This window comes from Azospirillum halopraeferens DSM 3675, from assembly GCF_000429625.1.
GTDB lineage: Bacteria > Pseudomonadota > Alphaproteobacteria > Azospirillales > Azospirillaceae > Azospirillum > Azospirillum halopraeferens.
The window spans coordinates 52,084-65,557 of the sequence record NZ_AUCF01000027.1; the positions used below are offsets into that span (position 1 = coordinate 52,084).

Here is a 13,474-nt window from a genome sequence, read left to right on the forward strand (position 1 = left end):
GGGTGGACCTGTCGCGCAGTGCGACGATCCGGCGTCACTCCGGGTCGTCGCGCCTGTGGCCGTCGAGTTCGCGGTCCCGGCGTTCCCGCTCCGCGCGCTCCTTCACCTTCTCGTCCCTGGTTCGGCCGAATCGCACGCGGTTCTCCTCCGCCTCCTTCTGTTGACGGAGGCGGTCCTGCGCTTTGCGGTAGCGGTTCAGATTGACGATTTCGCCCATGCCGTCCTCCGCGCCCTGTCGGTGTTCCGGCGGTTCGTGCCGTGGGAATGCCCGATTTGCCAGTTCTTCTGCCGTCCGATAGCTTAGCCCAACAGGCTGCGGGCGAGAAGCCGGCGTGCGGGCCGTACCCGTGCGCCCGGGGGGCTTGCCGTGGCCGGTGTGCGGGCGCATGGTGCTGCGGCCAGACGGGCTGATGACGAAACGTGCCGATATGGGCGATGGACGACCGGTGAAGAAGATTCTTGTGACCAGCCTTGTCGTGCTTGCGGTCCTGCTGGGCGCCGTCCTCGTGGCGCCGGGTCTGGTCGACTGGAACGCCTACAAGGGAGAGATCGCCGCCCGCCTGGGCGCCGTGACCGGCCGCGCGGTGGAGCTGGACGGCGACATCCGCCTGTCCCTGCTGCCCCATCCCGCCCTGACCGTCGGCGACGCGCGCCTGGCCAGCCTGCCGGGTGCGGAGGAGCCGGACATGATCCGCCTGAAGCGGCTGGATGTCCAGGTGGCCCTGATGCCCCTGCTGGGCGGCCGCATCCAGGTGGAGCGGGTGACCCTGGTGGAGCCGACCATCGTCTTCGAGGTGCTTGCCGATGGCCGCTTCAACTGGGACCTCGGAGGTGCCGCGCGCGCCGCGGGCGGACCGATGCCCGGCGAGGGGCTGGCCTCGGCCATCAGTTTCGATCGGGTCAGCATCGAAAACGGCACCGTTCTCTACCGCGACGCCTTGTCCGGACGGCACGAGCGGGTGGAGGCCGTCAACGCCCGCGTCGTCGCCGGCAGCATCGCCGGGCCGTTCCAGATCGAAGGCGCCTTCCGTCTGCGCGGCATTCCCATGACCGGCGAACTGACCGCCGGCCGCTTTGCGGAAGCCGCGGCGGTGCCCCTGCGGGTTTCGGTGGCCCTGGCCGACACCGACGCGACCATGCGGTTCGCCGGCATCATCAACGCCGGAAAGGAAGGGACCCGCGCCCAGGGCGACCTGCGCGCCGAAGGCACCGACCTGTCGCGGGTGGCGGCGGCGTTCGGGGGGGCCGGGGGGCGGCCGCCGGTGGCGCTGGCCCAGCCCTTCGGGCTGCGCACCACACTGGAGGTCACGGCGTCGGCCGTCAATTTCGCGGCGCTGGAGATGCAGGTCGGCGACACCCGCGCTTCCGGCACCGCCGGGCTGCGGCCCCGGGCGCCGCAACACCTGGACCTGACGCTGGCGGTCAACCGGCTGGACGTGGATGCCTGGCTGCGCCAGGCGGGTGCCACCCCGCCGGCGGCCCCCCCGTCGGGCGGGCGGGCCGCGGCGGTGTCGGGTGCGGGGGCGGCGGGGGCGGGTGCGGGGCCGGGTGCCGCCGCGGGAACCCCCTTCGGCCTGGAATTGCCCGATGGCATGACGGCGCGCCTCGACCTGGCGGTCGACGGCGTCAGCTACAACGGCGGCGTGGTCCGCCAGGGCCGATTGGAGGCGTCGCTGGCCGGCGGACTCCTCGCCATCGACCGGCTGAGCGCGCTGCTGCCCGGAGGCTCCGACCTGGTGGCGGCGGGATCGCTGACGACCGCGGGCAACCAGCCGGTCCTCGATCTGCGCGTGGAGTCGAACGCGGACAATCTGCGCGGTGTTCTGGAATGGCTGAGGATTGACGTCACGGGCATTCCGGCCGACCGGCTGCGCAAGGCGTCGCTGGCCGCCCACATCCAGGGCAAGTCCGAGCGGGTGGACATCAGCGGCCTTGACCTGCGGGTCGATACCAGCCGCATCACCGGTGCCATCGCCTATGCCGACCACGGTCGCCCGGCCTTCGGCGTGCGTCTTGACATCGACCGGCTGAACCTGGACGCCTACGGTCCCATTGCCGGGACGGTATCGGGCAGCGGGACCGGCGGTGGCGGGACGGGCGCGTCCGCGGCCGCCGAGCCGCCGGCGCTGCGCCTGCTGCGGGAGGTGGACGCCAATCTGGAGCTGTCGGTCGGCAGCCTGGTGGCCGGCGGGGTGCCGGTGGACGGGCTGCGGGTCGACGCCGCCGCCGCCGCCGGCAAGCTGACCCTGCGCGACGTGCGGGTGGCCGACCTGGCCGGGGTGTCGGCCCGGCTGTCCGGCCAGGTGGAGAGCGCAGCGCCGTTGCGCGGCGCCCATCTTTCCGTGTCGGCCGAGGCGGCCAGCCTGTCTGGCCTCACTCGCTACGTGTCCTGGCCGACCGGTGCCCCGTCGCCGGAACGCCTGGGGGCCGTCACCCTGCAGGGACGCCTGGCCGGCGACCCGGCGAACGTGGCGCTGGAGCTGACGCTGACCGCGGCCGGCGGCACCCTGGAGGCCGGCGGCACGCTGAGCCCCGGCGGGACCGGGGCGGGCGACCTGAAGCTGCGCGCCACCCACCCGGAGCTGGCGCAGCTCGCCCGCCTGTTCACCGACGGTGTGCCGTCCGCCCTGGGGCCGCTCGACCTCTATGCCGAGGTGTCGGGGTCGCCCGCCGCGTTCGGCGTGACGGCGATCCAGGGCGTGGTCGCCGGCACTGCCGTCACGGGCGAGGCCAGGGTGGACGCCGGCGGGGCACGCCCGCGCATCGAGGCGGATCTGCAAACCGGCGAACTGGATCTTGCCCGCTTCACCGCCGCCCCGGCCGCCGCGCCGCCACCGGCCGCACCGCGCAAAGGCGGGCAATCGGCCGGCCCGGCACCCTCAACGGCACCGGCATCGGCCGGCGACGACGCCGTCGCCTGGCTGCGAGCCGCCGACGGTCGGGTGGGGCTGACCGCGGCGGCGCTGACGGCCGGCGGCCTGCGCATGGAGAACGCCGCGCTGGCCGCCACGCTGGACGGCGGCGTGCTGACGCTGCGGCAGTTCGAGAGCGACTTTTACGGTGGCAAGCTGGGAGCCAGCGGGCGCTACGCCGCTCCCGCCGGCACGGTGCCGGAGGCCGCGGTGGAGCTGACGGTGGTCGGGGCGGCGCTGTCCCGGGCCATCGGCGACGGCGCCGTCGATCTGGCGGGTGGCCTTGTGGACCTCGACGCCACCCTGACCACGTCCGGCGTGGGCCGGGCCGCCATGCTCGGCGGGCTGTCCGGTCAGGGGCGGGTGGCGGCGCGCGACGGCGTGGTCCGCGGCTTCGATCTGTCGGCCCTGCGGGACCGGCTGAGCGCCCGGCTGGACCGGCCGCAGGATGTGCTGGAGGCGGTGCTGCGGGGCCTGCAGGGCGGAGAAACCCGCTTCGCCCGGCTGGACGGCACGTTCCGGATCGTTGAAGGGGTGGCCCGCACCGACGACATGCTCCTGGTTTCGGACGTCGGCCGGGCCAGTGCCGTCGGCCAGGTGGATCTTCCGGCCGACACCATCGACATGCGCGTGCGCGTGGAACCGCAGGCGGCGCAGGACCTGCCGCCCATGACGGTGCGGCTGACCGGCCCGCTGGCCCGGCCGACCCGCGCCTTCGAGATGGCGGAGCTTCAGGACTTCATCGCGCGGCGGGCCGCCGGTGCGGTTCTGGAGCGTGCCGTGCCCGGCGTCGTGCCGGTCCCCGTGCCGACACCCAACGGCAGCGCGCCGCCGCAGCCCCGTGATGTGATTCGCGGGCTGATCGAGGGCTTGCGGCGTTGAACGGTGGACAGCGCCGTCGCGCGCACGGGAACGAGGAAGGCACGAGAATGCTCAAGGGCAAGGTAGCGGTCATCACCGGGTCGACCAGCGGCATCGGGCTGGGGATCGCCCGCGCGCTGGCCGGCGCCGGCGCCGATGTGGTGATCAACGGCTTCGGCGACGCGGCGGAGATGGAGGCGTTGCGCGCCGGGCTGGCCGACGCATGCGGCGTGGGCGTCGCCTACAGTGGTGCCGACCTGTCGACCCCCGCCGGGGTGCAGGCGCTGATCGACGGGGCGGAGGCGGCGTTCGGGAAGGTCGATGTCCTCGTCAACAACGCCGGCATCCAGCACGTCAGCCCGGTGGAGGATTTCCCGCCGGAGCGCTGGGACGCGGTGATCGCCGTCAATCTCTCCGCCGTGTTCCACGGCACCCGGCTTGTGCTGTCCGGGATGAAGGAGCGGGGCTGGGGGCGCATCATCAACGTCGCCTCGGCGCACGGCCTCGTCGCCTCGCGCGACAAGTCCGCCTATGTGGCGGCCAAGCACGGCGTCGTCGGGCTGACCAAGGTGGTGGGGCTGGAAACCGCGGGCACCGGCATCACCTGCAACGCCATCTGCCCCGGCTGGGTGCTGACGCCGCTGGTGCAGAAGCAGGTGGACGCCCTGGCCGCCGCAAAGGGCCTGTCCGAGGCCGAGGCGGCGGCGGAGCTTCTGTCCGCCAAGCAGCCCTCCGGTGCCTTCGTCACGCCGGACCAGCTCGGCGCGCTGGCGGTGTTCCTGTGCTCCGACGCGGCGGCGCAGATGACCGGGACGGCGTTGCCGATGGACGGGGGCTGGACGGCGCAATAGCGCCCGGGGCACCCGAAGACGGTGCAATCCGGGCGTAGTACGATCACGCGGATCGTGTCGTGAGTTCCGGCGCCGGGCGTTCCCGCTTCGGCCGGCTGGCGAGCCAGACGCCGAAGATCGCCACGGCAACGCCGAGCACCTGCGACCATCCGGGTGTCCGCCCGAACCCCGCGGCCACGGCAAGCGCCGAGACCGGCACGAGATTGAACAGCACCGAGGTTGCCGCCGGTCCACGCCGGGCGATGCCGATCTGCCAGAAGACGAAGGCCAGCACCGAGCCGATCAGTGCCATGTGCAGGCTGGCCAGCCAGAAGACGGGCGATGCCCCGGCCATCAGCCGCAGCGGGCTCTCCGCCGCGAAGGCAATCAGGATCAGCGCCGCTGCGCCGAAGATCATCGTCCAGACCGTGGTTTCCAGCGGCGCCGCACCCGCCACCCAACGCCGGCAGCCGATGGAATAGAGCGCCCATGCGAGGCTGCCGCCCGCGATCAGCAGATCGCCGGAGGCGAAACGCGCTCCGGATAACGCTCCCACCGTCAACGCAACGCCCATCAGGCTGATCCCCATGCCGATGAGCGCAGTCCCCGCCGGACGGCGGCGGTTGATGAGGGCGTCGAGCAGGCTGGTCGTCAACGGGCTCGTCCCCATGATCAGGGCGGCGACGACGGGGCTGGACGTCTCCATCCCCAGAAACAGCGCCGCGTTGAAGCCGGTGACGCCGATCAGGCCCAGCGTCACGAAGGCCACGGCGTTGCGCCGCAGTACGCCGGGATCGAGGCCGCGCGTCAGCCACAGCCACAGCAGAGCCGCGCCGGCCGCCATCGCGAAGCGCAGGGCGGCGGCTGTCCATGGCGGCATCTCGGTCAGCACGACCCGTGTGGCCTCGAAGTTCGTCCCCCAGAACACGGCGGCCAGCGCGCTCAGCAGCAGCGCCCGTGTGTCCGGGTTATGGCAGGTGGTCAGGTGTGTGTCGGACATCGCAGAAGCCCTCGGCTTGGTGTTGCCCGCGACTATCATCTTCCGCGGGCGGCCCGAATATGGAAGGTTTAGGAAATCCGTTTTCTGATTTCGGAAGACCATGCAACCGAACTGGGACGATCTGCGTGTTTTCCTCGCACTCGCTCGCGAGGGCAGCCTGACGGGCGCCGCCCGGCGGCTACGCGCGGGCGTGGCCACCGTTTCGCGCCGCATTGAACGGTTCGAGTCCGCGCTCGGCGTGCCGCTCTTTCTGCGCCACCAGAGTGGTTACAGCCTGACCGATCAGGGCACGGCGCTGCTGCCGCGCGCGGAAGCGGCCGAGGAGGCACTGAGCGGGTTGCGGCAGGCGGCCGGCGAGCAGGACCGGATTCGCGGCCATGTTCGCATCGCCAGCATCGAGAGCCTGATCACGCCGTTGCTGGTGCCTGCGCTGGCGCCGTTGATGGCGGCACATTCCGGCCTGAATGTTGAGATCCTGTTCAGCACGCAGGCGGTGAACCTGCATCGCCACGACGCCGATCTGGCACTGCGGATGCTGCGCCCGGATCATGGCCATCTGCGCGTGCGGCAACTCGTCGTGATGGGCTTCGGTCTCTACGGTCCGCCCGACGGCGCGCGCCCGGCTCGGCATGTCTCATGGCCCGAGCAGGTCAGCCTCGGTACCGTTCTCGCGTGGTCGCGCGCCTTCGCCGGGCCGGATGCGCCGCGATTCGCCGTAAATACGCTCGACTCGCAAGTCGAGGCGGTGCGCCGGGGGCTCGGCCTTGCCGTCTTGCCGCACTTTCTCGCTCGTCCCGCGGGCTTGAACCTCCTTGCCGCGCATCTGCCCGACGGCGGCGTGATGGAGCGTCCCGTATTCATGGTAACTCACGCCGACCTTGCCGCTTCGCGGCGCGTTTGCGCGGTCGCCGAGGCCATCGCCGACGGAATATACGCACGGCGGGCCGAGTTCGGCCCCGCCTGAGCGAGACGGAAGCGGGTTTGACGCCATAGAGCCCGGCTACGGCCGTGACCTTCTTGTGCGCTTTCGGTGTTAGGATGGGGATGCCATCCCGATCGGCGAGGTGGGCATGGACTACACCGTGACGTTCTGGGGGGTGCGCGGGACGGTGCCCTGTCCCCTGCGCTCCCACATGGAGTTCGGCGGCAACACCGCGTGCATCGAGGTGCGCGTGGCCGGCCACACCGTCTTCCTCGACGCCGGTACGGGTCTGCGCCTGCCGGGGCGGCGGCTGGTGAAGGAGGGGGTGCGGTCGGCAACCCTGCTGCTCAGCCACGCCCACCTGGACCACATCAGCGGGTTTCCGTTCTTCGCGCCGGCCTACACGCCGGGCTTCGACCTGCGCATCATCGGCGGCCGCGCCGACGGTGGCCCCGGCATCGAGACCGCCCTGACCCGTCAGATGGAGCGGCCCCTGTTCCCCGTGCCGCTGCGCACCATGGGCGGCGACCTGAACTTCCGGGAGGTGACGGCCGGCGACAGCTTCGACCTGGGCGAGGGGGTGCGGGTGCGCACGGCGCCGCTCAACCATCCCGACGGAGCTACGGCCTTCCGCATCGATTGGGCCGACCGCTCCCTGGCCTACGTCACCGACACGGAGCATGTGCCGGGTGCGCCCGACCGCGCCGTGCTCGATCTGATCGCCGGTGCGGACCTGGTGGTCTACGACGCCACCTACACCGACGACGAGTTCGCCCGGCGGGTGGGCTGGGGGCATTCCACCTGGTCGGAAGGGGTGCGGCTGTGCCGGCGGGCGGGGGTGGGGCGACTTGCCCTGTTCCATCATGATCCCGACCACGACGACGCGGCCATGGCCGCCATCGAGGCTGAGGCCCGGGCGGTCTGGCCGCCGGTGTTCGCGGCGCGCGAGGGAACGACGCTGGATCTGCTGGCCGGCGGCCCGCCGGCCTGAGCATCGTTGCTGAGGAATCGGTGCGGAACCATTCGCCGGGTTTCCGGTTCGCAGGGCTGGACGCCGGCAGCGGAATGATGCGTTGCAGCGTCAAAGATCATACGAACACCAATCGTCGGAGACCACCATGCGCACCGCACTTCTCATGACGACTGCGGTTGTTCTGTCCCTGTCCATGCCGGGACTTGCCGCGGCCCAGCAGGCTCAGCCGACGCAGCCGAACCAGACCGTTCAGCAGGCCGCGCCGGGCGGCCAGGCCGAGTCGGCCGAAGTCCGGCGGGCCAAGGACACCATCCGTCAGGCGCGCGAGGACCTGGAGCAGGCCCGCGCCGACCTTCAGCAGCCCGGCGACGCCGGCCAGCAGGCCCGCAACCGCGTTCACGACGCGCTACGGCAGCTTGAGCAGGCGGCCGCGGATCTCCGGCAGGACGATGCGTACCGGCAGGTCGGCACCCAGCTCGAGGAACGTTCCCGCACGGCCATGGCCACCATCGAGTCCGGCTCCGCCGTGAACGACGAGGGCATGCGGGCCATCGAGGACGTCGAGGCGACGATCATCGTGGTGGAGGAGCAGGGCGGAGCCCAACAGCGCTCCGACGCCGAGGGGGCGCAGATCAGCGTCGAGCAGGCCAACCCTCAGATCGACGTCCGGCAGCCCCCGCCGCAGGTCGCGGTGCAGCAGCCGGAGCCTCAGGTCCAGGTGCAGCAGCGCCAGCCCGAGGTGACCGTGCAGCAGCGCCAGCCGGAGGTTCAGGTGCAGCAGCCGCCGCCGGAGGTGACCGTGCACCAGCCCCGCCCGGAGGTGACGGTTCGCCAGCCGGAGCCCGAGGTGACGGTGCGGCAGCGTGAACCCGAGGTGACCGTGCAGGCGCAGCAGCCGGACGTTCAGGTGCAGCAGCCGCGCCCGGAGGTGACGGTGCAGCAGCCCCGTCCGGAGGTGACCGTCCAGCAGCCGCAGCCCGAAGTGACGGTCGACCAGCCCCGTCCGGAGGTTGCCGTCGAGCAGTCGGGCCAGCCTGAGGTCCGGGTCGAGCAGTCCGAACAGGCCGAGGTGCAGGTCGACCGGCAGAGCGATCAGCAGGCCCGGCCCCTGGATCGCAGCCAGTCCGACCTTGCCGTCATCCAGCCCGGACAGGATTCGGCGGCGGCCGGTGACACCGGCATCCGCGGCTGGCCGGCCGGGATGAGCGTCGACGACCTGATGGGGCGTGACGTCCATTCGGCGGCCGGTGAGAACATCGGCGACGTTCAGGACGTGATCGTCGATCCCCAGTCCGGCCGCGTTCACCAGGTGGTCGTCGGCATCGGCGGGTTCCTCGGCATCGGCCAGCGCGACGTGGCTCTCGACTACAACCGCCTGTCCTTCGATCCCGCGCGCGACGCGCTGACGGTCGATGCGACGCGCGAGCAGCTCGAAGCGATGCAGGAGTTCGAGAACGACGGCACCATGACATCGCTGCGCGAGCGCGGCACCCGGTAACGGCGCACCCCCCGTGCCAGGGGAGCTCGATTGGCGGGGGCATCGGGTCATGGCCCGGTGCCCCCGTCGTTCGTTCCCGCTCATAGGCACCGGCTTCATCCGTTCAACCCGACGCCGCGGCGATCGCGGTGCGCTCCATCGATTCCGCAGGGCCGGCGACGAATGAACACGCATCACGGGCGCTTCCCCATGGACAAAGGCCGGGTGCTTGGTTTCTCCTCAACCCGGCGGTGAGGCACGGTTTCCTACCGGGGGTGCGGACGATGACGGGCGGCGCAGGGCTGGAGCGGGTGCGGGGCATCGAAAGTCTGGGAGTCCTGCTCGTCGAGGACGACTCGTTCACGCGCAAGCTCATCTACCGGCTGTTGCGCGATCTGAATGTGCGCGAGGTGTGGGAGGCGGCCGATGGCGTCGGCGCTCTCGACCATTTGCGCAAGCTGGGCAACCAGGTCGACGTGATCATTTGCGACCTGGACATGCCGCGCATGGGTGGGCTGGACCTTCTGCACGCCCTGCGCACCGCCACCGGCAATCCGCACGCCGGCACACCGGTCATCGTCCTGACCGTGCACCGCGAGGCGGAAACCGTCAAACGCGCCATCGCCTACGGTATCTCCGGCTATCTCGTCAAACCGATCGCCAAGGCCGATCTGGTGAAGCGCCTCATCTTCGCCTTGCAGCAGCGCACCTGATCCACGGCCGCTCCGGGTGCGTAGCCCGTCGAAGCCTCGTGCATCGTCCGGGCGAAAGCGCTAATGATCATAGGCGCCGGCGACCTGCCGCCGGCCGTCCGAGGAGTGGCAGGCCCGTGGACTCCGCTTCGTCCATCCAGGCACGGCGCGGCGACCTTGCCCGAACCGTGGTCGACCGCCTGTACGAACGCCGTCCGGATCTGCCGGACCGGTACGGCCCGTTCGGCCGTGAGAAGTGCGTTGCGGACATCGGCTATCATCTGCTGTACCTGAGCGAGGCGGTGGCGGCGGACAGCCCGGCGCTGTTCCGAGAATACGTCGCCTGGGTGAAGGTCCTGTTCGCCGGGCTGGGCATCCCGTGGACCGATCTGGAGGAGTCCCTGCGCATCCTCGACGACGTGCTGGAAGACACCATCGGCGGCGAGACCGCCCGCCGGGCCCGGGCCTGCATCGCCGCGGCCCTGCAGGCACTTCCCGGGGCACCTGACGACCTGCCGCCGTTGATCGCCCCCGATGCTCCCCACGCCGACCTGGCGTCGGCCTATCTGGAAGCGCTGCTGGAGGGCGACCGGCGGCGCGCCGCCACCCTGGTGGTGGACCGGGTGGAGGCGGGGCTGCCGGTGCGCGACGTGTATCTGCACGTCTTCCAGCCGGCGATGCGAGAGGTCGGGCGGCTGTGGCAGACCGGGCGCATCAGCGTGGCGCACGAGCATTTCGCCACCGCGGCGACCCAGGCGGTCATGGGCATGCTCTATCCGCGGATCTTCTCCGGGCACCGCATCGGTCGCACCCTGGTGGCCACCTGCATCAGCGGGGAACAGCACGAGATCGGCATCCGCATGGTCGCCGATTTCTTCGAGATGGACGGCTGGGACACCTATTACGTCGGGGCCAACACCCCGACCCCCGCCATCCTGCGCACGGTGCGCGAACGGCGGGCCGACGTGCTGGCGGTATCCGCCACCATCACCGGACACATCGGTGCCGTGGCCGATCTGGTCCGTGCCCTGCGCGCCGAAGCGGCGGCCCCGCCGCCGTACGTGCTGGTCGGCGGATACCCTTTCAACATCGACAGCGACCTCTGGCACAAGGTGGGCGCCGACGCCTTTGCCGGGGCCGCCGACGAGGCGGTGCGCATCGCCGGCCGGCTGGTCGGCATCCTGCCGCCGCCGGCCGGGGAGGCGGCACGGTGAGCGGCGCCGGGCCACCGTCCGACGAGCCGGAGGCGGTGCGCGGCACCGTCCTGATCTGCGATCGCGACGGGCGGATCACCGCCTCCCGGGCCGTGGGCGGCGGCCTGCCCGGCCTGCCGGATCGGCCGGATGCTCCGTTTCCCGTTCTGTTCGGTCCGGACCCCTTCGGGCGCAGTCTGGAGCTGTTCGCGGCGCTGCTGCGCGATGGCCGCATCGACGACCGGGTGCTGGAGGTGACGCTGCGGGGGTGTGCACGGCTGGTGTACGTGTCCGGACGTACGCAGGGGCGCAGCGTTCTGGTGGCGCTCGCCGCGCGCCCCGCCTGCGCCGTACGCCTGTTCGAGGACCTGAACCGCGACCGGCCGCCGTCCGCCCTGCCGGCACCCCCCGCGGCCGCGGTGCGGCCCATGCCCAGCATGGAAACCCTGTTCGGGGAGATGGCCAGCCTCAACAGCCAGCTCGCCACCGCCCAGCGCGAGCTGGCCAAGGCCAACGCCGAGCTGGCGGCCAGCAACGAGCAGAAGGCCCGCCTTCTCGGGATGCTGGCCCACGACCTGCGCACTCCCCTTCAGGTCATCGCCGGCTTCGCCCGCATGGTGTCGGAGCGGTGGGAGGGCCGGGCGGAGGAGCGCGACCTGATGGCGCTGGACCGCATCCGGGAATCGAGCCTGTTCATGCGCCACCTCATCGAGGACGTGCTGTCCCTGTCGGCGCTGCGGGCGGGGCGGCTGACGCTGACGTGCCGGCCGGTGGACGCGGGTGACCTGGTCCGGCGCAACGTCGCCATGAACACCATCCTGGCGCAGGGGCGCGACGTCGCCATCGACTGCCGGATCGCCGATGCTCTGCCGCCGGTGTCGATCGACCCGCCGCGGATCGAGCAGGTGATGAACAACCTGCTGTCCAACGCCGCCAAGCACTCGCCGTCCGGCGGCCGCATCACCGTGACGGTGGACGCGGCGGGTGCGGGTGTGCGGATCGCCGTCGCCGACCAGGGCCCCGGCATTCCCGCGGCGGAGCTGGAGGGGCTGTTCCATCCCTTTGCCCGCACGTCGGTCAAGGCGCTGGCCGGGGATTCGTCGGTCGGCCTGGGCCTGTTCATCTGCCGCAGCATCGTCGAGGCGCACGGCGGCACCATCGCGGTCGACAGCGCGCCGGGGCGGGGCAGCACCTTCACCATCGACCTGCCCGCGGCCGGCCCCCCCGGCGGAACGGATTAGTGCTGCGTTCCTCTTGTATCGGCGGCCCGCTGCGGGAATCATGCCGGCCGCTTCCGTGCCGTCCGGATACAAAGGGGACTGTCCTTGCGCCTGCCGCCGTTCCGCCCGAGCCGCCCCGCCGATCCGCCGCGCGCGCCGCGCGCCGGCGGCCGCTGAGTCCGAAGACGGGCCGACCGCGATCATGCGCAGATCCACGGTGACGCCCCGGGCCAACTGGCGTCCGGGGCTGGTGCGATACCCGTTCGGCATGGCCGCGGTGGGGGCGGGAGCCCTGTGGCGCGAGGACGTGCGCTACGAGTTCTCCGTCCAGCAGATCGACCTGATCGAAAGCGTGGCCGACGAGCTGCACGGCATGATCCGTGAGGCGCTGCGCCGGGTGATGGCGGACCGGGCGTGCGCCGCGCTGGGGTATCGTGCCGATACGGTGCGTCTGATCGAGGCGTCGTGGGCCGACTACTGGCGCCAGGGCGGGATCAACGAACGGGCGGGCGGGCTGGTCGGGCGCCTGACGCTGGCCTACGACGGGCGCGATTCCCTGAAGCTGCTGGGCTGCAATTACGACACACCGGACGGCCTGTTCGCCGCCGCCATCGTCCAGCGCAACTGGCGCGAGGCCATGGCCGGCGACGCGGACCAGTTCAACAGTCTTCACGAAGCGCTGGTGGAGCGCTGGGAGGAACTGGCGGCGGGGAGCGGGCGCGAGGCGGTGCATGTCGCCTGCGCCGCCCACGATCCGATGGGCGCCGGCGAAGCCGCCTATCTGGCAGCCACGGCGGCGGAAGCGGGGATCGCCGCCCGCCGGGTGGAGCTGGAGGCCATCGCCAGGGACGGGATGCGCTTCGTCGATCCGGAGGGCGAGGCGATCGCCTGGCTGTACAAGCTCTATCCCTGGGAGGCCCTGGCCGACAGCGTGTTCACCACCGGCATGCGCGCCGGCGGCATGGCCGTGCTGGACCCGATCTGGCGCTGGCCCATGTCCAACCACGGGCTGGTCGCCCTGTTGTGGGGTCTCTATCCCGGCCATCCCAACCTGTGCCGGGCGTCGGTGAACGAGGCCGACCTGGCCGGGTGCGACGCGGTGACGGTGCGGTCCTTCTTCGGTCTCGACCATCCGACCGAACGGCTGACGCGGCACGGCGCGCCGGTGGCCGACTCCGGCCCGGTGGTGGCGAACCCCGGCGGCTGGCTGTGGATGGAGACGCCGCCGGTGTTCGAACAGGACGGCGTCCATGCCGTCCTGCACGCCTGGATCGTCGGCGACAAGTGCCTGGGCATGAGCGTGCGCGAGTCCGCCGACCCCCGCGTCGGACCGGAGGCGGCGATGGTGCCGCACCTGTTCCGGCCCTGACGCGCACCGCCGAAGTGGCGGTTGC

At 71.7% G+C, this 13,474-nt stretch carries 11 protein-coding genes; 9 read left to right on the plus strand and 2 right to left on the minus strand.

All coding sequences use genetic code 11. The features are described from left to right. Positions 1-34 precede the first annotated feature (34 nt). Positions 35-217: a DUF4169 family protein gene (locus tag G472_RS0119705; RefSeq protein ID WP_029009756.1), complete on the minus strand. Its 183-nt coding sequence runs from the start codon at positions 215-217 to the stop codon at positions 35-37. 229 nt (positions 218-446) lie between these two features. Between G472_RS0119705 and G472_RS34380 the strand changes: the two genes are divergently transcribed. Together G472_RS34380 and G472_RS0119715 are read left to right on the plus strand one after the other, a co-directional pair. Next, a complete protein-coding gene (locus G472_RS34380; RefSeq protein ID WP_084536791.1) occupies positions 447-3,794 on the plus strand; it encodes an AsmA family protein in 3,348 nt (1,115 codons plus the stop codon). Positions 3,795-3,841: 47 nt separating this feature from the next. Next, on the plus strand, positions 3,842-4,624 hold the full coding sequence (locus G472_RS0119715; RefSeq protein ID WP_029009757.1) for a 3-hydroxybutyrate dehydrogenase: 783 nt from the start codon (positions 3,842-3,844) through the stop codon (positions 4,622-4,624). Between the two features lie 43 nt (positions 4,625-4,667). Here the strand turns inward: G472_RS0119715 and G472_RS0119720 are convergent, their stop codons facing one another. Then, the gene (locus G472_RS0119720) at positions 4,668-5,603 is read right to left on the minus strand and encodes a DMT family transporter (protein WP_051341045.1); all 936 of its coding nucleotides are present in this window, start codon (positions 5,601-5,603) and stop codon (positions 4,668-4,670) included. 100 nt (positions 5,604-5,703) lie between these two features. Here G472_RS0119720 and G472_RS0119725 point away from each other — a divergent pair, with 100 nt between their 5' ends. The 7 genes from G472_RS0119725 to G472_RS0119755 all read left to right on the plus strand — a co-directional run bounded on the left by G472_RS0119725 (position 5,704) and on the right by G472_RS0119755 (position 13,449). Then, positions 5,704-6,567, plus strand: a complete 864-nt coding sequence (locus G472_RS0119725) for a LysR family transcriptional regulator (protein WP_029009759.1) — start codon at positions 5,704-5,706, stop codon at positions 6,565-6,567. 106 nt (positions 6,568-6,673) lie between these two features. Next, the gene (locus tag G472_RS0119730) at positions 6,674-7,516 is read left to right on the plus strand and encodes an MBL fold metallo-hydrolase (RefSeq protein ID WP_029009760.1); all 843 of its coding nucleotides are present in this window, start codon (positions 6,674-6,676) and stop codon (positions 7,514-7,516) included. A gap of 127 nt (positions 7,517-7,643) precedes the next feature. Further along, the gene (locus tag G472_RS37420; RefSeq protein WP_051341046.1) at positions 7,644-8,996 is read left to right on the plus strand and encodes a PRC-barrel domain-containing protein; all 1,353 of its coding nucleotides are present in this window, start codon (positions 7,644-7,646) and stop codon (positions 8,994-8,996) included. A 263-nt stretch (positions 8,997-9,259) separates the two neighbouring features. Further along, a complete protein-coding gene (locus G472_RS0119740) occupies positions 9,260-9,688 on the plus strand; it encodes a response regulator (protein WP_035693144.1) in 429 nt (142 codons plus the stop codon). A gap of 116 nt (positions 9,689-9,804) precedes the next feature. Then, positions 9,805-10,881, plus strand: coding sequence for a cobalamin-dependent protein (locus tag G472_RS0119745; RefSeq protein WP_051341047.1), 1,077 nt, complete (start codon positions 9,805-9,807; stop codon positions 10,879-10,881). Continuing rightward, positions 10,878-12,101, plus strand: coding sequence for a sensor histidine kinase (locus G472_RS37425; RefSeq protein WP_051341048.1), 1,224 nt, complete (start codon positions 10,878-10,880; stop codon positions 12,099-12,101). The genes G472_RS0119745 and G472_RS37425 overlap by 4 nt, the downstream gene beginning before the upstream one ends. Positions 12,102-12,282: 181 nt before the next feature. Further along, entirely contained in the window at positions 12,283-13,449 is a 1,167-nt protein-coding gene (locus tag G472_RS0119755; protein ID WP_029009763.1) for a glutathionylspermidine synthase family protein, read from the plus strand. Positions 13,450-13,474: the final 25 nt, after the last annotated feature.

Excerpts from the sequence above, each read along its gene's own strand:
- G472_RS0119725 (WP_029009759.1), top strand. The coding sequence starts at position 5,704 with ATGCAACCGAACTGGGACGATCTGCGTGTTTTCCTCGCACTCGCTCGC.
- G472_RS0119740 (WP_035693144.1), top strand. The coding sequence starts at position 9,260 with ATGACGGGCGGCGCAGGGCTGGAGCGGGTGCGGGGCATCGAAAGTCTG.
- G472_RS0119705 (WP_029009756.1), bottom strand. The coding sequence starts at position 217 with ATGGGCGAAATCGTCAATCTGAACCGCTACCGCAAAGCGCAGGACCGC.
- G472_RS0119755 (WP_029009763.1), top strand. The coding sequence starts at position 12,283 with ATGCGCAGATCCACGGTGACGCCCCGGGCCAACTGGCGTCCGGGGCTG.
- G472_RS0119715 (WP_029009757.1), top strand. The coding sequence starts at position 3,842 with ATGCTCAAGGGCAAGGTAGCGGTCATCACCGGGTCGACCAGCGGCATC.
- G472_RS0119730 (WP_029009760.1), top strand. The coding sequence starts at position 6,674 with ATGGACTACACCGTGACGTTCTGGGGGGTGCGCGGGACGGTGCCCTGT.
- G472_RS37420 (WP_051341046.1), top strand. The coding sequence starts at position 7,644 with ATGCGCACCGCACTTCTCATGACGACTGCGGTTGTTCTGTCCCTGTCC.
- G472_RS0119720 (WP_051341045.1), bottom strand. The coding sequence starts at position 5,603 with ATGTCCGACACACACCTGACCACCTGCCATAACCCGGACACACGGGCG.